Origin of the sequence: Streptomyces sp. NPDC008150 (assembly GCF_042956945.1) — a bacterium.
Lineage (GTDB): Bacteria > Actinomycetota > Actinomycetes > Streptomycetales > Streptomycetaceae > Streptomyces.
Genome location: NZ_JBIBHJ010000015.1, coordinates 136,064 through 152,690 on the forward strand (window position 1 = coordinate 136,064; position 16,627 = coordinate 152,690).

The 16,627-nt window shown below is 73.7% G+C and carries 16 protein-coding genes; 11 read left to right on the forward strand and 5 right to left on the reverse strand.

The window, feature by feature from the left end; genetic code table 11:
* Positions 1 to 97: 97 nt before the first annotated feature.
* A complete protein-coding gene (locus ACFZA0_RS30745; protein ID WP_391023212.1) occupies positions 98 to 1,606 on the reverse strand; it encodes an IucA/IucC family protein in 1,509 nt (502 codons plus the stop codon).
* A gap of 155 nt (positions 1,607 to 1,761) precedes the next feature.
* Between ACFZA0_RS30745 and ACFZA0_RS30750 the strand changes: the two genes are divergently transcribed.
* The 3 genes from ACFZA0_RS30750 to ACFZA0_RS30760 are packed head-to-tail and all read left to right on the forward strand — an operon-like array spanning position 1,762 to position 5,447.
* Positions 1,762 to 3,273, forward strand: coding sequence for an IucA/IucC family protein (locus tag ACFZA0_RS30750; RefSeq protein WP_391022988.1), 1,512 nt, complete (start codon positions 1,762 to 1,764; stop codon positions 3,271 to 3,273).
* A 57-nt stretch (positions 3,274 to 3,330) separates the two neighbouring features.
* Entirely contained in the window at positions 3,331 to 4,602 is a 1,272-nt protein-coding gene (locus tag ACFZA0_RS30755) for a VWA domain-containing protein (protein ID WP_391022990.1), read from the forward strand.
* Positions 4,602 to 5,447 (forward strand): hypothetical protein, encoded by an 846-nt coding sequence (locus ACFZA0_RS30760; protein WP_391022992.1) that lies wholly within the window; start codon positions 4,602 to 4,604, stop codon positions 5,445 to 5,447. The genes ACFZA0_RS30755 and ACFZA0_RS30760 overlap by 1 nt, the downstream gene beginning before the upstream one ends.
* A gap of 125 nt (positions 5,448 to 5,572) precedes the next feature.
* Here the strand turns inward: ACFZA0_RS30760 and ACFZA0_RS30765 are convergent, their stop codons facing one another.
* A complete protein-coding gene (locus ACFZA0_RS30765; protein WP_391022994.1) occupies positions 5,573 to 6,193 on the reverse strand; it encodes a winged helix-turn-helix transcriptional regulator in 621 nt (206 codons plus the stop codon).
* Between the two features lie 86 nt (positions 6,194 to 6,279).
* On the opposite strand from ACFZA0_RS30765, the gene ACFZA0_RS30770 reads away from it, so the two are divergent.
* The 6 genes from ACFZA0_RS30770 to ACFZA0_RS30795 all read left to right on the forward strand — a co-directional run bounded on the left by ACFZA0_RS30770 (position 6,280) and on the right by ACFZA0_RS30795 (position 10,774).
* Positions 6,280 to 7,488, forward strand: coding sequence for an aminotransferase class I/II-fold pyridoxal phosphate-dependent enzyme (locus tag ACFZA0_RS30770; protein WP_391022996.1), 1,209 nt, complete (start codon positions 6,280 to 6,282; stop codon positions 7,486 to 7,488).
* Between the two features lie 112 nt (positions 7,489 to 7,600).
* Positions 7,601 to 8,134: an HAD domain-containing protein gene (locus ACFZA0_RS30775; protein ID WP_391022998.1), complete on the forward strand. Its 534-nt coding sequence runs from the start codon at positions 7,601 to 7,603 to the stop codon at positions 8,132 to 8,134.
* A gap of 3 nt (positions 8,135 to 8,137) precedes the next feature.
* Positions 8,138 to 8,737 carry a histidine phosphatase family protein gene (locus ACFZA0_RS30780; RefSeq protein WP_391023000.1) on the forward strand — a complete coding sequence of 200 codons (600 nt, stop codon included), beginning with the start codon at positions 8,138 to 8,140 and terminating at the stop codon, positions 8,735 to 8,737.
* 157 nt (positions 8,738 to 8,894) lie between these two features.
* Positions 8,895 to 9,545 (forward strand): hypothetical protein, encoded by a 651-nt coding sequence (locus tag ACFZA0_RS30785; protein WP_391023002.1) that lies wholly within the window; start codon positions 8,895 to 8,897, stop codon positions 9,543 to 9,545.
* A 139-nt stretch (positions 9,546 to 9,684) separates the two neighbouring features.
* Entirely contained in the window at positions 9,685 to 10,152 is a 468-nt protein-coding gene (locus ACFZA0_RS30790) for a thioesterase family protein (RefSeq protein ID WP_391023003.1), read from the forward strand.
* 49 nt (positions 10,153 to 10,201) lie between these two features.
* On the forward strand, positions 10,202 to 10,774 hold the full coding sequence (locus tag ACFZA0_RS30795; protein ID WP_391023005.1) for an SMI1/KNR4 family protein: 573 nt from the start codon (positions 10,202 to 10,204) through the stop codon (positions 10,772 to 10,774).
* 10 nt (positions 10,775 to 10,784) lie between these two features.
* On the opposite strand, the gene ACFZA0_RS30800 is transcribed toward ACFZA0_RS30795, so the two are convergent.
* On the reverse strand, positions 10,785 to 11,171 hold the full coding sequence (locus ACFZA0_RS30800; protein WP_391023007.1) for a winged helix-turn-helix transcriptional regulator: 387 nt from the start codon (positions 11,169 to 11,171) through the stop codon (positions 10,785 to 10,787).
* Positions 11,172 to 11,261: 90 nt separating this feature from the next.
* Here ACFZA0_RS30800 and ACFZA0_RS30805 point away from each other — a divergent pair, with 90 nt between their 5' ends.
* Both ACFZA0_RS30805 and ACFZA0_RS30810 read left to right on the forward strand, forming a co-directional pair.
* Positions 11,262 to 12,698 (forward strand): MFS transporter, encoded by a 1,437-nt coding sequence (locus ACFZA0_RS30805; protein WP_391023009.1) that lies wholly within the window; start codon positions 11,262 to 11,264, stop codon positions 12,696 to 12,698.
* Positions 12,699 to 12,800: 102 nt separating this feature from the next.
* Positions 12,801 to 13,262 carry an NUDIX domain-containing protein gene (locus tag ACFZA0_RS30810; RefSeq protein WP_391023010.1) on the forward strand — a complete coding sequence of 154 codons (462 nt, stop codon included), beginning with the start codon at positions 12,801 to 12,803 and terminating at the stop codon, positions 13,260 to 13,262.
* Positions 13,263 to 13,280: 18 nt separating this feature from the next.
* Here ACFZA0_RS30810 and ACFZA0_RS30815 read toward each other — a convergent pair whose 3' ends face one another.
* Positions 13,281 to 14,624 (reverse strand): solute carrier family 23 protein, encoded by a 1,344-nt coding sequence (locus ACFZA0_RS30815; protein WP_391023214.1) that lies wholly within the window; start codon positions 14,622 to 14,624, stop codon positions 13,281 to 13,283.
* A gap of 620 nt (positions 14,625 to 15,244) precedes the next feature.
* Positions 15,245 to 16,624: an 8-oxoguanine deaminase gene (locus ACFZA0_RS30820; RefSeq protein WP_391023012.1), complete on the reverse strand. Its 1,380-nt coding sequence runs from the start codon at positions 16,622 to 16,624 to the stop codon at positions 15,245 to 15,247.
* Positions 16,625 to 16,627: the final 3 nt, after the last annotated feature.

Consider the following 16,627-nt stretch of genomic DNA (forward strand, 5'->3'; position numbering starts at 1 on the left):
CCCTTCTCGGCGCGTACGGGCGCCGGACGGCCAGGGGACGGCCGTCCGGCGCCCGTTCACCGTGTGCGGGGACGGGGCCGGGAGGACGACGCCAACGTCATTGCGGGGCAAGCGGGTTGGGCACCGGCAGGTAGCGGGCGTCCGCACCGTCCGCGCCGGTCCAGCGCAGCAGCAGGTTCGTCTTGCCGGGCAGGACGGGCGAGGCGAGCAGTCCGGCCGCCTCCGGAACGCCGTGCCGGGCCAGTTCGCGGCGGGCCGCGGGCCACGGGTCCAGGGCGGGACAGCGTGCCACCAGGGCCGCGGCGATCTCCACGAGATGGTTGACGACCAGGCAGTACACCAGGCGCTGCCAGCCGTCGGCCCGGGGGACGTCGGCCAGCAGTTTCACGCCCTCCGCGTCCCGGAACAGGGCCTGCACGGGCAACCCGTCCGCGCCGAGGGCGATCAGCGCGTTCTGCAGGTGGGCCTCCAGGACGACTCCGTGTTCGGCGAAGGCTGCCAGCGCGGGCGGCACGACGGCCCGCAGGTACGCCTCCCACCAGGCGTCCGGGTCGGTGACCGTGTCGAGCGGGTTGCCGTCGTAGTCCTCGGTGAGGGCCGCCGCGAGGTACGGGGTCGCCCCGGGCACCAGATGGCCGTCGAGGCCGTCGCGGACGAGGACGGCGAGTTCCTCGTGGGCGAACGACGCGGTGCGGTACCCGCGGTCGCCGAGCCAGGCCGCGCCGCCCCCGGACCGGGCGAGCGCCGTGCGCGCGGCGGCGTCGGTGCGCGCGAGCCGGTCCAGGTCGTGCCGCCACAGCCGCCGCACGTCGTTGGTGATCCGCACGTCGAGGCTGAACTTGAGGAAGAGGCCGGCACCGGGCGCGCAGACCGTGCGGATCGCCGCGGTCGGCCAGACGTCGGGCCCCGGCGTCGCCAGCCGCACCAGCCTCCCGTCCGCGAAGGCGGGCCGGAGGGCGGCGCCGACCAGGTCGAGCTGCCAGGGATGGGCCGGCAGCAGCCGGTAGCCGGGCGGTGCCGTGCCCAGGGCGTCGAGCGCCGAGGTGTCGCCCTCCTCGGTCACGACGTCCTCGCGCACGCCGAGCAGCGTCAGCGGGAACCCGGCATACGCCTCGGGCGCGTACGGCAGCCAGCCGGCGACCGGGCCGCCGCCGCGCGCCTTGGGCGCGGGATGGTACGGGTGGCCCGTGACGAGGGACTGCTCCGAGCGCCGGTACGGGTCGGCGGGCGGGACGGCCGCCGCACGGGCGGCCAGCAGCGCGGCGACCGCGGCACGGCTGTCGATCATCTCGCCGGGCAGTTCGTGGTTGGACACGCCCGTGCGTCCGCGCAGTTCCTCGACGGTCAGTTTCACCAGCTCGGTGTGGCCGACGGGCCGCCAGGTGCCGTGGGCGCGCACCTCGGGGCGGGACGGGCGGCGCCCGGCGCGCACCCGCAGCAGCCGGCCGGTCTCCGGCAGCCGGTGGACACGCCACCCGGTGCCGTCCTCCTCGGCCGCCGGCCCGGCCACCTCCCGCAGGAGGCAGTTGAGCAGCGGCACGGACGCGTACGCGTCCGCGTGGTCCCCTGGGCCGGCCTCGGCCGGCGGGGGGTCCACGGAATCCATTCGTTCCATAGGTCCATCCATGCGATGCGATCGTGATCAGTATGTCTGCCGGTGCGCACCTCGCGTGACGCCCCGGGATTCCGTCCGCCTACCGTCCACAGCAGCACCCGCCCGACCGGCCCGCGCGACGCCGGCCGCACCCGAGGAGTCCGCACGTGCACCGTCCCCCCACCGCCGCGACCGACAGGGCCGCGGAGCTGGCCGCGCTCCGGCCGGGCCTCGCCGACGCCGTCACGGCCGAACTGCCGGGCGCCCGCGCGGCGGTGCTGACCCGCCTGTGGCGGGCGCTCGCCTACGAACCGCTGCCGTGGATCACCCGCCGTGCCGCGGCCGGGGACGCCCTGACGCTGTATCTGGCGGACGGCCGCCGCCTCGGCGGTCCGGCGGCGGACCCGTACGCGACGGACGCGTACGTGGAGGAGGTGCGGCTCGGCGGGACCGTGTACGACGATCCGGCACGGCTGATGACGGATCTGGCGGTACCGCACGGGACGGCTTTCGCGATCGAACTGGCGCACAGCGTCTCGTCGTTGGCCCTGTCCCGGGCCGGGCGGACGGGCGACGCCGAGTCCTCCGCTCGGGAATGGCCCACGACGGACTGGGAGTGGGAGCAGCGGGTGGTCGACGGCCATCCCTTCCACCCCAACTGCCGTTCCCGGCCCGGCTTCTCGGCGGCCGAGGAGCTGGCCTACGGGCCCGAGCACCGCCCGGTCGTGCGCCTCCGCGCGGTCGCGGTCGAGGCGGGCGAGTGCCGGGTGTCGGGCGAGTGGCCCGACGATCTGCGCGACGGTACGGCGCTGTTGCTGCCGGTGCATCCGTGGCAGGCACGGCACGTGCTGCGCCGGACGACCGCCGATCTCACGGACGCGCATCCGCTGATGTCGCTGCGCACGCTCGCGCTGCCGGGCGGACCGCACGTGAAGACGGCGCTCAGCGCGCGGCTCACGTCGTCCGTGCGGGACATCTCCGTTGCCTCGGTGACCGGTTCGGCGGCGCTGTCCGCGTTCGCGGAGACCGTCGCGGAGCGCACGGACGGCCTGCTGCACGTCACGCGCACGCTGGGCGCGGCCACCGCGGACTCCCCCGACCTGGCGGCCGTCCTGCGGGAGTCGCCGCAGGCGTACGTCACGCCGGGCAGCGGCGAACGGGTGCTGCCCGTGGCCGCGTTGGCGACCACCGGGCTGCCCGCCTCCCCGGTGTGGCTGGCGTCGTTCGCCCGGCTCGCGCTGACCGTGGGGCTGCGGCTGCTCGAACTGGGCGTGGCCCTGGAGGCGCACGGCCAGAACCTGCTGGTCGTGCTGTCGGCGCGGGGCGAGCCGCTGCGGCTGGTGTACCGGGACCTCGCGGACCTGCGGATCAGCCCCGCCCGGCTGGCCCGGCACGGCGCGCGGGCGCCGGAGGTGGCGCCGCGCATGCTCACCGACGACGTGACGACGCTGCGGCGCAAGCTGTTCGGCGCGCTGGTGGCAGGCGCCCTGGCGGGCACGGCGGGTTCGCGGGCGGCGCTGGGGGCGGCGATGGCGGCGGCGGCGAGTGACCTGCCCCACACCGGCGATCTGGTGCCGCTGCTCCACGAGGACGTGCCCGCCAAGGCGTTGACGCTGATGCGGCTGTCACCGGGCACTCCCGGGGACCAGTGGACGCGGCTGCCGAACCCGCTGTCGTGACGGTCCGTCGGAGGTCTCGTTTTGAAGCGCGGCACTCCTGATCAATAGGATCCGCCGATGATCACAAGACAACGGCTGGCGGCGGGGTTCTGTGCCCTGCTCGCCGCCCTGACGGCCGGGATCGCCTTTCCCGCCGGCGCGGTGGCCGACGAGACGGACGGACAGGCGGCCTCCAAGGTCGAACTGGTCCTGGACGTCAGCGGTTCCATGCGCACGGCGGACATCGACGGCGGCACGCGGATGGCTGCGGCGAAGCAGGCGTTCAACGAGGTGCTCGACGCCACGCCCGAGGAGGTGGAGCTCGGCATCAGGACGCTGGGCGCCAACTACAAGGGGAACGACCGGGTGACGGGGTGCAAGGACACCGAACAGCTGTATCCGGTGGGGCCGTTGGACCGCACCGAGGCGAAGACCGCGGTGGCCACCCTGTCCCCGACCGGCTGGACGCCGATCGGTCCCGCCCTGAAGAAGGCGGCGGCCGACCTCGGCAGCAGCGGGGAGGGCAGCCGCCGCATCGTCCTGATCAGTGACGGCGAGGACACCTGCCAGCCGCTCGACCCGTGCGAGGTGGCCCGCGACATAGCCGCCCAGGGCATCGGGCTGACCATCGACACGCTCGGCCTGGTGCCCGACGCGAAGACCCGCGACCAGCTCAGCTGCATCGCGGACGCGACGGGCGGCACGTACACCTCCGTGCAGCACAAGGAGGAACTGAGCGACCGCGTCAACCAGTTGGTGGACCGCGCGGCCGACCCGGTGGTCACCCCGGTGGCCACCGAGGGCGCCACGCAGTGCACGGACGCGCCGGAGCTGAAGTCCGGCCTCTACACGGACCGCGAGGAGTTCGGCAAGGCCCGCTGGTACCGGGTGGACGTCGCGCCCGGCAAGGAGCTGCGGGCCTCGGTGAGCGTCTCCGACGACCGCGAGGTCAACCCCGACTACGGGGTGCTGCTCCGGGCGGTGACGCTGCACGGCCGGGAGATCGTGCGCGGCGAGTCGACCGGCAGCGGCCGTACCGACGTCGTCTCGACGGGTCTGCGCTATCCGAAGGCGGAGAGCGACGACGATGACGACACGACGCCCGAGACGGTGTGTCTCCAGGTCACCAACTCGTTCTCGGCGGCGTCCGGCGTGAAGACCACCCCGGGGCTGCCGCTGGAGCTGACCGTGGACGTCGTGGACGGCCCGGACCAGGCGCACGACGTGGCCTCGTTCGGTCTCGGGCGCGGCTGGTGGCTGCTCGGCACGCTCGTCGTGATCGGGTTCGTCGCGGGTCTGCTGTGGGGCTGGGTGTCGCGCTGGCGCCTCGCGATCTGGAGGACCAACTGATGCGTATTCCTTCCGCGTTGAGCGCCCTGGGCGCCTCGCTGCTCGCGCTGGGTCTGGCCGCGGGTCCCGCGGTCGCCGACGCGTCGCCGTCGGCGAGCCCCTCGGACGGTTCGGACTCCTCCGCCCCGACCCAGGCCGGCACGTCGTTCCGCACGGCGACCGAGCTCGACCAGGGGCAGACGGCCACGGCCAGCGGCTCCACGGGCGACTACCTGTACTGGTCCTTCCCGGCGGACGCCAAGCAGCGCCCGACGGTGCGGGCCACGGTGAAGCTGCCGGACACGCACGCCGGCCAGACCTGGCAGCTCGACGTGTACGACGGCCTGCGGCGCCGTCAGGCGTGCCAGTACGGGGCGCAGACCCGCGCCGCCGCGCAGGGCGCCTCGACCGTCGAACTGGCCTGCACGCTGCGGACGGTGCGCGGCTGGGCGGAGCCCTGGTCCAACGACCCGCTGCCGGGCACGTACTACGTCCGGCTGACGGTGGTCGATCTCGCCGCGTCCGACCTGGGGCAGCCGGTGAGCACCGAGGTGCGCGTCGACTCCAAGGACATGGGCGGCTCGGCGGCGGTGGACGGTTCGCTGGCGAAGCCGCTGGTGCCCGGCATCGCGGTGACCGACGCGCAGGACGACTCGGCGTCGGCCGGCTCCGGGGACTCCGACGACTCGACGGCGTCCGCCGTACTGTCGGCGGTGAAGCCGAAGGACGGCTGGTCGTCCGGCTGGTGGTCCGACCGCTGGGTGTGGACCGGGATCGGCGCGGTGCTGGCCGCGCTCGCCGGTATCGGCGGCTACGCGCTGACGCGCGGCTCGGGCCGCCCGTCCCGGGTGCCGCGCGAGTACTGACGCACTCGCGCGAGACCTGACGTGTCGTCAAGAGGCCTGTCGGCGCCGGACGTTCCGGCCCCGGCGGGCCTCCCGTGCGTCACCCCGCCGGACACGGCCCGCCCGGACCCGCCCCGCCGCTCCGGTCAGCGCAGCGCCTTCGCCGGGGTGCCCTCGCCCGTCACGGTGACGCGTCCGGCGCGCACCGCCTCGCGCACCGTGACGTCCCCGCGGCTGACCGCCTCGCAGGTCCCGGCGTCCAGCACGAGCCGGGCGTCCGGCTCCCCGGGGGCCGGTCCGTCGCCGTAGGCGGGGCCCTCCTGGGCGCCGAGGAACAGGTGGAAGTCCTGCTCGTCCACGCGGACCTCGACGATTCCCGTGCCCTCCAGCTCTCGCAGCAGCGGCAGCGCGAACCAGTGCGCGCGCACCGCGTCGGTGGGGCGGCGCTCCCCCAGCTCGGGCCGCCCCCACTCGCCGAGGGCCTGGAGCACCGGCAGCAACTCCCGCCCGCGCCGGGTGAGTTCGTACACGTAGGCCACCCCGGGAGGCGCGAGCCTGCGGCGCGTGGCGAGGTCGGCGGCCTCCATCTCCTTGAGCCGCGAGGCGAGGACGTCCGTGCTCACGCCGGGCAGGTCGGCGTGCAGGTCCGTGTACCGGCGCGGCCCCGCGAGGAGTTCACGGACGATCAGCAGGGTCCAGCGGTCTCCCACGGCGTCGAGCGCGCGGGCGGCGGAACAGTACTGGTCGTAGCTTCGGCGAGGTGACATGCGACGCAGTCTAGACATGTTGTTGGACTTTCCAAGCCGACACTTGGTAAAACCAAGTCAGACAACGAACCGGAGGGGCACAGCGCATGGAGTTCCGGCAGTCCAGCAAACTCAGCGAGGTCTGTTACGAGATCCGCGGCCCGGTCATCGAGCAGGCCAACGCCCTGGAGGAGGCAGGCCACAGCGTGCTGCGCCTCAACACCGGCAACCCGGCGGCGTTCGGGTTCGAGGCGCCGGAGGAGATCGTCCAGGACATGATCCGGATGCTCCCCCAGGCACACGGCTACACCGACTCGCGCGGTGTCCTCTCCGCCCGCCGCGCCGTCGCGCAGCGCTACCAGGCGCTGGGCCTCGCGGTCGACGTCGACGACGTCTTCCTCGGCAACGGCGTCTCCGAACTGGTGTCGATGGCCGTGCAGGCGCTGGTCGAGGACGGCGACGAAGTCCTGGTCCCCGCACCGGACTTCCCGCTGTGGACGGCGGTCACCACCCTCGCCGGCGGCAAGGCCGTGCACTACCTGTGCGACGAACAGGCCGAGTGGTACCCGGACCTGGACGACATGGCCGCGAAGATCACCGACCGCACCCGGGCCGTCGTCATCATCAACCCCAACAACCCGACGGGCGCCGTCTATCCGAAGGAGATCATCGAGGGCATCCTCGATCTGGCGCGCAGGCACGGCCTGATGGTCTTCGCCGACGAGATCTACGACCAGATCCTCTACGACGACGCCGTGCACCACTCGGCCGCGGCCCTCGCCCCCGATCTGGTGGTCCTCACCTTCTGCGGCCTGTCGAAGACCTACCGGGTGGCGGGCTTCCGCTCCGGCTGGGTGGTCGTCACCGGTCCCAAGCAGCACGCCCGCAGCTACCTGGAGGGCCTGACCATGCTGGCCTCCATGCGGCTGTGCGCCAACGCGCCCGCCCAGTTCGCCATCCAGGCCGCACTCGGCGGACGCCAGTCGATCCGCGAACTGACCACACCGGGCGGCAGGTTGTACGAACAGCGCAACCGGGCCTGGGAGAAGCTCAACGAGATCCCCGGCGTCTCGTGCGTCAAGCCGAAGGGCGCGCTGTACGCGTTCCCGCGGCTCGACCCCAAGGTTCACAAGATCCACGACGACGAACGCTTCGTCCTGGACCTGCTGTTGCGGGAGAAGATCCAGGTCGTCCAGGGCACCGGCTTCAACTGGCCCTCCCCGGACCACTTCCGCATCCTCACCCTGCCGCAGGCCGACGACCTGGAGGCGGCGATCGGCCGCATCGGCCGCTTCCTCGGCGGCTACCGGCAGTAGCCGACGGACCCCCTCCCGGGGGCGTACTCCGGCGCGCGCACCGGGGGACCGCGTGACCCCGGCGGGCGCGGCGCCCCGGTGGGCCACGCCCCGCACCGGGTAACACGACCCCATGAGTGTCCGGCCGCTGCTCCTCCTCGACGTCGACGGTCCCCTCAACCCGTACCGGGCCCGCTTCCTGCGCCACCGCGGTTACGTCACGCACCGGCTGCGCCCGGCCGACTGGTCGGCCCGGCAGGTGCCCGGCTCCCGGCGGCTGCGCCGGGGGCTGCGGGTACGGCTGCACCCGGCGCACGGCGCACGGCTGCTCGCGCTGCCGTACGACCTGGTGTGGGCGACCGCCTGGATGCACGAGGCGAACGACATGATCGCCCCGGGCCTCGGGCTGCCCGAGGACCTGCCGGTGATCGAGTGGACGCGGCTGTTCGCCCGCGATCCCGACGGGCTCTTCTGGAAGACCCGCCAGGTCGTCGAGTGGGCCGACGGGCGGCCGTTCGTCTGGGTCGACGACCTGATCACGGGGCTCGACGTGCGGCACGTCGCCGACAGCCACCCGGGCCCGGCCCTGCTGCTTCCGGTCGATCCGCGGCGCGGCCTGCGGGAGTACGACTTCGCGCGGCTGGAGCGGTGGGCTCGTAGCCTGTGAGACATGGGTGATCTCTTTCTCGTTCGGCACGGCGAGACCGAATGGTCCCGTTCCGGGCGGCACACCGGCAGGACGGACGTCCCGCTCACCGAGCACGGCCGGGACGAGGCACGCCGCCTGGTCCCGCTGATCCGCTCGCACCGCATCGGCGCGGCCTTCGTCAGCCCGTCGCAGCGGGCCCGGGAGACGGCCGAGCTGATCGGGGTCGACGACGCCCGCGTCGACGTCGACCTGCGCGAGTGGGACTACGGCGCGTACGAGGGCATCACCACCGTCGAGATCCACCGCGAGCGCCCCGGCTGGTACCTGTTCGACGACGGGGTCCCGCCCGGACCGCCGGAGCACCCGGGCGAGACCCCCGAGCAGGTCGGGGAGCGCGCCGACCGCGTGCTCGCCAAGGTGGACGCGGCGTTCAACAACACCGAGGGCGTGGTCCTGCTCGTCGCGCACGGCCACTTCCTGCGGGTCCTCACCGCCCGCCGGCTGGGGCTGCCGCCGTCGGCCGGCTCACTGTTCCTGCTGGCCACCGGCACCGTGTGCCGACTGGGCACGGAGCACAACCGCCCGGTGGTCGCGGCGTGGAACGTGCGCCCGCCCGCCTAAAGCGGGCCACCGCCCGCCCGCGAGGGCCGCACGGCCCGCCGCCGGACCCGCGCTGTCGGACCCCCGCCGTAGGCTGCCCGCAGGGCGACGGCCGCGGTCACCGGGCGGGGCACTGCCGGCACGGCCGTCCACGGGAAGCAGGGGAAGGGAGCCGGCCGTGGCGCCTCAGCCGACCGCGGCGCAGCGCCGGGTCATCGACGCCGCCGACCCGGACACCGGGCGGCTGCGCGGGACCGCGACACAGCTCGAAGGGCTGGTCCGCCGGGGTCTCGCGTTCCGTCACCCGCGACCGCCGCACGACCACTTCCTGACCCCGGCCGGCCACCGGATACGCGAGGACGTCCCCGGGACGGCCGTGCCCGCCCCCGCCCGGCCGGCCGATCCGGCGCCCGCGACGGACGTGTTCGCCGCCCGCGTCGGCGGCGAGGCGCACCCCCCGGCCGCGGCCACCGGTCCGGCCCGCGCCCGTGAGGTCCGCAGCGCCTGGCAGGGCCTGCTCGAACTGCGCCGCATGACCCGTCCGGACGCGTCGACCGACCTGCCGTGCGCCTGGGAGCGCGGCCATCTGGTGCGGGCCGCCGCCCTCGCCCTGGAGGCGGCGGACCATCGCCCCGCCGGGCCCCACGGCGACGACGGCTACCGGGTGCGTGACACGCCGCAGCCCGAGGCCGTCGCGGTGCACGGGGCGGCCGGGGCGAGCCTGTCGCCCCTGGCGGACACGCTCGAAGCCGCGGGCTGGCAGACCGGCGAGCACACCGAACCGCGGACCAGGACCAGATACCTGCTGGCGTCACCCCGACGGGTGTGACCAGTATGTGACGCCGGTCCGACCACGGCCGAGCGGCCGATCACGACGGACCGGTCACGACCGACCGACCACGACCGACCGACCACGACCGACCGACCACGGCACCGCCTCCCGCGGTGTCCCGCGCAGAAGGACAGCAGTGAGCGAACCGTCTTCGAACGACCCTTCCCGCACCGGGGCGCCGTCCGGCGAGCCCTTCTTCGTCCCGGTGACCGTGCGCGGCTACGAGACCGACGTACAGGGCCACCTCAACCAGGCCGTCTACCTCAACTACGCCGAGCACGCCCGCTGGGAACTGCTCCGCGCCGCCGGCATCGGCCAGGCCGGCCTCCAGGCCGAGGGCGTGGGCCCGGTGGTCCTGGAGACCACGATCCGCTACCGGCGCGAACTGCTCGCCGGTGACGAGGTCGAGGTGACCTGCGCCTTCGGCTGGGGCGACGGCAAGACGTTCCGTGTACTCCAGACCATCCGCCGGGCGGACGGCACGGTGGCCGCCGAAGTCGAGGGCGTCGGGGGCCTGTTGGACCTGACCACGCGCCGCCTCGTGGCGAACCCCGCCGCCCGCTTCAAGGAACTAGCCGCCGATCCGGGGTTGTTCGGCCTCTGACGGGGCCCGCCCCGCGGCCGTTGTCGGTGGTCGGCGCTACCTTCCTCGCATGAACACGAACGACGACGCCCAAACGGCCTCCGCAGCACCCGAGTTGACGACTCCGGCGCAGTGGCTGGGCTATCTGCGCGAGTACAGCGAGGTCTTCCTGCGCACGGCCAACGAGTACCAGCTCGCGGCGATCACCGCGGACCAGGAGGACACCGGCTGGATGGGGCGCGAGCCGGCCACGGAGGAGGCCGTGCGGGCGGCGGAGCAGCGCCTCGGCGTGCGCCTCCCGCCGTCCTACCGTGCCTTCCTGCTGGCCAGCGACGGCTTCGACGGCCTGGGCGGCTGGGTCGACGCGGCCTCCGGCTGCGCCGACGTCGCCTGGCTGCGCGACACCGACACCGGCGCGAGCCTCGTCGACCTGTACGCCGACACCGACTACGCGGAGCTGTTCGGCCGGGCGCTGGCCGTCGCCGAGGGCGAGGACCTCTGGCTGCTCGATCCCGAGGGCGCGGGCCCGGACGAGGAGTGGACCGCCCACCTCTTCGCCCCGAAGTACGGGGAGTTGGAGGACTGCGCCGACTTCGCGGACCTGTTCCGCGAGAGCCGCGAGCTGATGGAGGAGCTGGGCTAGCGGGCCCGGCTCACGCCTCGCGCAGGGTGTCGTAGGCCGCCCGGGACTCCGCGATGTGCACCCTGTTCTGCTCGGCCCAGTCCGTGAGCCGTTGCAGCGTCTCGTGGAGTTCGAGCGCGACGGGGGTCAGCGCGTACTCCACCTTCGGCGGCACCGTCGGGTACACCGTGCGGGTCATCAGTCCGTCGCGTTCCAGGTTGCGCAGGGTCAGGGTGAGCATGCGGCGGCTGATGCCCTCGACGCTGCGCTCCAGTTCGGTGAAGCGGATCGGGCCGTGCGCCGCGGCGACCAGGATCTGCACGCTCCATTTGCCGGCCACCCTGTCAAGAACCTCGCGCACCGGGCAGGCGTGCGCGTTCACCACCTGCACGGTCACACCGGTGTTCCCCTGGGACATCCAGGTGCCTCCTTACGCCGCTCCCCATGGTCACTCACGATGAGCCCCGTTACAAGTAGTGCACCTTTGGGAACGGCGGAGGCGCCCACCATGTCGACCAGTACCGCGGCCAACGCGAAGACCATCTCAACACCCCTTGCGAAATACCCCCGTTGGGCATCCCTGCTCGTGCTGTGCGCCGGGACGCTGATGACGATCCTGGACGGCAACGTCGTCACCGTGGCGATGCCCGCGATCCAGGGCGACCTCGGTTTCTCCGGCCCGGGGCTGGCGTGGGTGGTGAACGCGTACCTGATCCCGTTCGGCGGGCTGCTGCTGCTCGTCGGCAGGCTCGGCGATCTGGTGGGCCGCAAGCGGATGTTCACCACCGGGCTCGCCGTGTTCACGGTCGCCTCCGTGCTGTGCGGGGTGGCCGACAGCCGGGCCCTGCTCGTCGCGGCCCGCGCGGTTCAGGGTGCCGGCGGGGCGATGACCGCGGCCGTCGTGCTCGGCATGCTGATCGCCCTGTTCCCGGAGCCGCGCGAACAGGCCCGCGCCATCGCCGTGTTCAGCGCGGTGGGGGCGGCGGGCGGCGCCCTCGGGACGTTCCTCGGCGGCGCTCTGACGCAGGCTCTGAACTGGCACTGGATCTTTTTGGTGAACCTGCCGCTCGGCGTGGTGGCCTGGATCGCGGCGGTGCGTGTCCTCGCCCCCGAGCCGGGCGAGGGCCTCGGCCGGGGCGCCGACTTCCCGGGGGCGGCCCTCGTGACGGGCGCCCTGATGCTCACCGTGTACGCCATCGTCGGCGCCGGGAGCAGCACGGTGACGACGACGGTGGTCCTGGCCCTGGCCGCCCTCGTCCTCCTGGGCGGCTTCGTCCTCCGGCAGGCACGGGCCGCCCGTCCGCTGCTGCGGCTGCGCCTGTTCCGCTCCCGGTCGCTCAGCGGTGCGAACGGCGTGCAGATCCTGATGATTGCGGCGATGTACGGCTTCCAGTTCGTCGGCGCCCTCTACCTGCAACGGGTGCTCGGCTACAGCGAGTTGTGGACCGGCGTGGCCTTCCTGCCGGCGCCGGTCCTGATCGGGGTGCTGATGCTCGGGCTGTCGGCGCGCGCCGTGGGCCGGTTCGGCGCCCACCGGGTGCTGATGACGGGCCTCGCGCTGGTCGTCGCGGGCATGCTCCTGATGGGGCGCGCGCCGGCCGACGGCGCCTACGCGGTCGACGTACTGCCCGCGTTCCTGCTGATCGCCGCGGGGTTCGCGGCGGCGATGCCGGCCCTGACCGGGCTCGCCATGACGGGCGTCGGGCCGGAGGACGCGGGGCTGGCCTCCGGACTGTTCAACACCACGCAGATCGTGGGCGGTTCGCTCGGCCTCGCGGTGCTCACCACCCTGGCCGCGTCCCGCACCGACGCCCTGGCCGAACGGGGCGAGCGGCTCGCCGCGGCGACCGCGGCAGGCTACCGGCTGGCGTTCGACGGAGGCGCCGTGTGCGCGGCGGCGGCCCTGGTGGCGACGGCACTGGTACTGCGGCGGAGCACGCCGTAGTCGTTCGGGAACGGGAGTCGGACCTGCCGCGAGCGACGACGGGCCCACGGCCCTGCGGGAGTTCGCCTCCCGAAGGGCCGTGGGCCGTTAGGGTTCGCCGTCATGAGGGTCCGTCACAACGCCCGCGCGGTGCTGCTCGACGCCGACGACCACCTGGTGTTCCTGCGCCGCGGCTGGCCCGGACTCACCCCCTCCTACTGCACCACCGTCGGCGGGGGCGTCGAGGCAACGGACGCGGACGTGGAAGCGGCTCTGCGCCGCGAGGTGCTGGAGGAGATCGGCGGCACCCTCGGGCCGGTGACGGAAGTCCTCACCCTCACCGACGCGACCGGGCCGACGGCGGTGGTCGAGCACTACTACCTCGGCCGACTGCTGGACATGGACCCGCGGCGGCGCTCCGGGCCCGAGTTGACCGATCCGGATCTCGGGGACTTCGAGCCCGTACGGGTCGCCCTCGACCCGGCCGCCGTGGACGGACTCGGCCTCCAGCCGCCGGAACTCGCCGGGTACGTGCGCGACCACCTCGCCGAGTGGGCCAACCGCCGGTCGGATGACGGTTGTTGACCGCTGCCACCGGCCGGATCAGCGCGCGGGCGCCGTGCGCGCCTGCGTCATCTCCTCCCCCGGCTCCATCGGCGCGGTGACCTCGTCGGCGCCCGCGCGGGAGGTGCCGAGGTGGTTGAAGACCAGGTTCAGCACGACCGCCGCGACGCACCCCGTGGAGATGCCCGAGTCGAGGACGATCCGGACGGTGTCCGGGAAGGCGTGGTAGAAGTCCGGCGCGGTGATCGGCACGACCCCGGCGGCCAGCGCGACCGCCACGATCAGGATGTTGTTGTCCTTCTCCAGCCCGGCCCTGACCAGGGTCTGAATGCCGCTGGCGGCCACCGAGCCGAACAGGACCACACCCGCCCCGCCGAGCACGGGGCGGGGTACGACGGCTATCAGCGAGGCGGCCATCGGGCACAGCCCCATGAGGACGAGGAAGCCGCCGCCGGTCGCCACCACGTACCGGCTGCGGACGCGGGTCATCGCCACGAGGCCGATGTTCTGCGCGAAGGCACTGCACATGAAGCCGTTGAAGAAGGGGCTCAGCGCCGTGCCCAGGGTGTCCGCGCGCAGTCCCGCGGCGATGGTCCTCTCGTCGGCGGGACGTTCGACGATCTCGCCCAACGCCAGCATGTCGGCGGTCGATTCGGTCATCGAGACCACCATCACCACGCACAGGGAGACGATCGCCGCGAGGTGGAACTGCGGTGCGCCGAAGTGGAACGGGGTGGGGAAACCGACGACGGCCGCGTCGGCGACGGGCCCGAAGTCGGTCGCGCCGAAGGGGATCGAGACGAGGGTGCCGACGACCAGGCCGAGCAGCACCGCGATCTGTTTGACGAACCCGGTGGCGAAACGGCGCAGCAGCAGAACGATGACGAGTGTGCCCGCGGCCAGCCCCAGGTTGGTGAGGGAACCGTAGGACGGCGCCGCCGGGTCGGGGCCCTGGGCCCAGCCGAACGCGACGGGCAGCAGGGAGATGCCTATCAGGGTGATCACGGTGCCGGTGACGACGGGCGGGAAGAAGCGGACCGCGCGCCCGAAGAAGGGTGCGGCGAGGAAGCCGAGCAGTCCGGCGACGATGACGGCGCCGAAGACGACGGGCAGCGCGTCGGACCTGTCCTTGGTGGCGGCGACGACGGCGGTCATGGGGGCGACGCCGGCGAAGGTGACCCCGTTGACGAACGGCAGCCGGGCGCCGATCTTCCAGATGCCGAGGGTCTGGAGGAACGTGGCGAGTCCGGCGGTGAACAGACAGGCACCGGTGAGGAAGGTCAGGTCGGCGGCGGAGAGCCCGACGGCGGCCCCGACGATCAGGGGCGGCGCCACCACCCCCGCGTACATGGCGGCCACGTGCTGGAGGCCGCCGGCGGCCATGCGCAGGGCGGGGAGCTTCTCGTCGACCGGGTGGGGGCCGGGGGCGGCGTCCGCTTTTTCGGGACGGCACCCGGGTGTGAACTCGGTGGTGGGCGGGGGCTGTTGTTGCGGGACTGCCTCTTCGCGGGACGTGGGCTGAGCGGCCACGGCGGCTCCTCCGGTCGGTTGCACGTCGGCTCTGACGTGGGTTTCAGGGAGGTGGTGCGGGCGGTCGTGCGGGACCTGGGCCGCAGGGGCGGGGGCCCCGCGGCGGGTGGGGAAACGGTGTGACGGGACGTGTTGGGACCGGTCCGGGGCACGCACACGGTGCGTGCCCCGGCGCCGGCCGCCGCGGACCCCGCTCGGGTCCGCGGCGCCGGCCGGGAGCCGTCCCTCCCGGCCGGAGCTCAACGGGTCTGCCGCCCGGACGCGTCGACGACGCGGCCGGGGTGCGCGAGGGCCCTCTCGGCCGCGTGCGCGCACGGTCCGGCACGGCACGGCGTCCACCGTGCCGGTACGCGGACCGGTTCACCGCCCCGGCGTGCGGAGCGGGAGTCGGGGTGGGGAGGCGGGACGCCGATCGGGGCGGCGGACGGGACCCGGGGTTGTCGGCCCGCGTCCCGCGTCCCGCGGGAGGTTGTTCAGTCCCCCGCCGCGATCCGCGCCAGGCGCCGTGCCTGCGTCCTGGTCGAGCGGGCGACGGCGTCCTCGTCGACGTTCAGCAGTCTGCCGTTCTCGACGACCGGTTCGCCGCCCACGAGGGAGAGCGTGACCGGGGCCGCGGCACCGAGGACCAGGGCGGCCACCGGGTCGGCGATGGAGGCGTGGGCCAGGGTGTCCATCTTCCACAGCACCAGGTCGGCGAGCTTGCCGGGCTCCAGCGAGCCCGTGTCGGCCGCGCGGCCCAGGACCGTCGCACCGCCGTGGGTACCGAGGCGCAGCGCCCGGCGGGCGTTCAGGGCCTTCTCCCGGTGCGGGCCCAGGCGGTTCACGAGGAGGGCGTTGCGCAGCTCGGTATGGAGTTCGCCCGACTCGTTGGAGGCGGTGCCGTCGACGCCGAGGCCGACGGGGACGCCGGCCGCGAGCATGTCGGGGACGCGGGCGATCCCGGCGGCGAGGCGGGCGTTGGAGGACGGGCAGTGCGCGACGCCCGTGCGGGTCCTGGCGAAGGCGTCGATGTCGGAGTCGTTCATGTGGACGCAGTGCGCCATCCACACGTCCTCGCCGAGCCACCCGGTGGACTCGAAGTAGTCAGTGGGGCCCATGCCGAAGAGTTCGTGGCAGAACTTCTCCTCCTCGACGGTCTCCGAACCGTGGGTGTGCAGCCGCACCCCCTTGCGGCGGGCCAACTCCGCTCCCTGCCGCATGAGTTCGGTGCTCACCGAGAACGGCGAGCAGGGTGCGACCGCGATCTGGGTCATCGCGTCGGAGGACGGGTCGTGGTGCTCGTCGATGGTGGCCTCGGTGGCGGCGAGCGCGGCGTCGAGGCTCTCCACGGCGAAGTCGGGCGGCAGGCCGCCGTCCGACTCGCCCCGGTCCATGGAGCCGCGGGCGAGGGTGAGGCGGACGCCGGTCTCACGGGCGGCGCGGACGATCGCGCCGGACAGGTCGCCCGAACCCCTCGGGAAGACGTAGTGGTGGTCCGCGGCGAGGGTGACACCGCCGCGGGCCATCATCGCCAGCGAGCCCTGGGCCGCGGCGTGGACCATCTCCTCGTCGATGCGCGCCCAGGTCGGGTAGAGGGCGACGAGCCAGTCGAAGAGGTTGTGGTCGGTCGCCAGGCCGCGGGTGATCCACTGGTAGAAGTGGTGGTGCGTGTTGACCAGGCCGGGGGTGACGAGGTGGCCGGAGCCGTCGACGCGCCGCGTGACGTTCTCCAGTCCCTCGGGGGCCCGGCCAGGACCGACGGACTCGATGCGGTTGCCCGCGACGACGACGTGGCCGTCCGCGTACTCGGTGTCGTGCGCGTCCACGGTCGCGACGGCACAGTTCTCGATCACGGTGCGCCGGGGTGCTGCCATGGG

Excerpts from the sequence above, each read along its gene's own strand:
- ACFZA0_RS30745 (WP_391023212.1), bottom strand. The coding sequence starts at position 1,606 with ATGGATTCCGTGGACCCCCCGCCGGCCGAGGCCGGCCCAGGGGACCAC.
- ACFZA0_RS30755 (WP_391022990.1), top strand. The coding sequence starts at position 3,331 with ATGATCACAAGACAACGGCTGGCGGCGGGGTTCTGTGCCCTGCTCGCC.
- ACFZA0_RS30760 (WP_391022992.1), top strand. The coding sequence starts at position 4,602 with ATGCGTATTCCTTCCGCGTTGAGCGCCCTGGGCGCCTCGCTGCTCGCG.
- ACFZA0_RS30765 (WP_391022994.1), bottom strand. The coding sequence starts at position 6,193 with ATGTCACCTCGCCGAAGCTACGACCAGTACTGTTCCGCCGCCCGCGCG.
- ACFZA0_RS30770 (WP_391022996.1), top strand. The coding sequence starts at position 6,280 with ATGGAGTTCCGGCAGTCCAGCAAACTCAGCGAGGTCTGTTACGAGATC.
- ACFZA0_RS30775 (WP_391022998.1), top strand. The coding sequence starts at position 7,601 with ATGAGTGTCCGGCCGCTGCTCCTCCTCGACGTCGACGGTCCCCTCAAC.
- ACFZA0_RS30780 (WP_391023000.1), top strand. The coding sequence starts at position 8,138 with ATGGGTGATCTCTTTCTCGTTCGGCACGGCGAGACCGAATGGTCCCGT.
- ACFZA0_RS30795 (WP_391023005.1), top strand. The coding sequence starts at position 10,202 with ATGAACACGAACGACGACGCCCAAACGGCCTCCGCAGCACCCGAGTTG.
- ACFZA0_RS30800 (WP_391023007.1), bottom strand. The coding sequence starts at position 11,171 with ATGTCCCAGGGGAACACCGGTGTGACCGTGCAGGTGGTGAACGCGCAC.
- ACFZA0_RS30805 (WP_391023009.1), top strand. The coding sequence starts at position 11,262 with ATGTCGACCAGTACCGCGGCCAACGCGAAGACCATCTCAACACCCCTT.
- ACFZA0_RS30810 (WP_391023010.1), top strand. The coding sequence starts at position 12,801 with ATGAGGGTCCGTCACAACGCCCGCGCGGTGCTGCTCGACGCCGACGAC.
- ACFZA0_RS30815 (WP_391023214.1), bottom strand. The coding sequence starts at position 14,624 with ATGGCCGCCGGCGGCCTCCAGCACGTGGCCGCCATGTACGCGGGGGTG.
- ACFZA0_RS30820 (WP_391023012.1), bottom strand. The coding sequence starts at position 16,624 with ATGGCAGCACCCCGGCGCACCGTGATCGAGAACTGTGCCGTCGCGACC.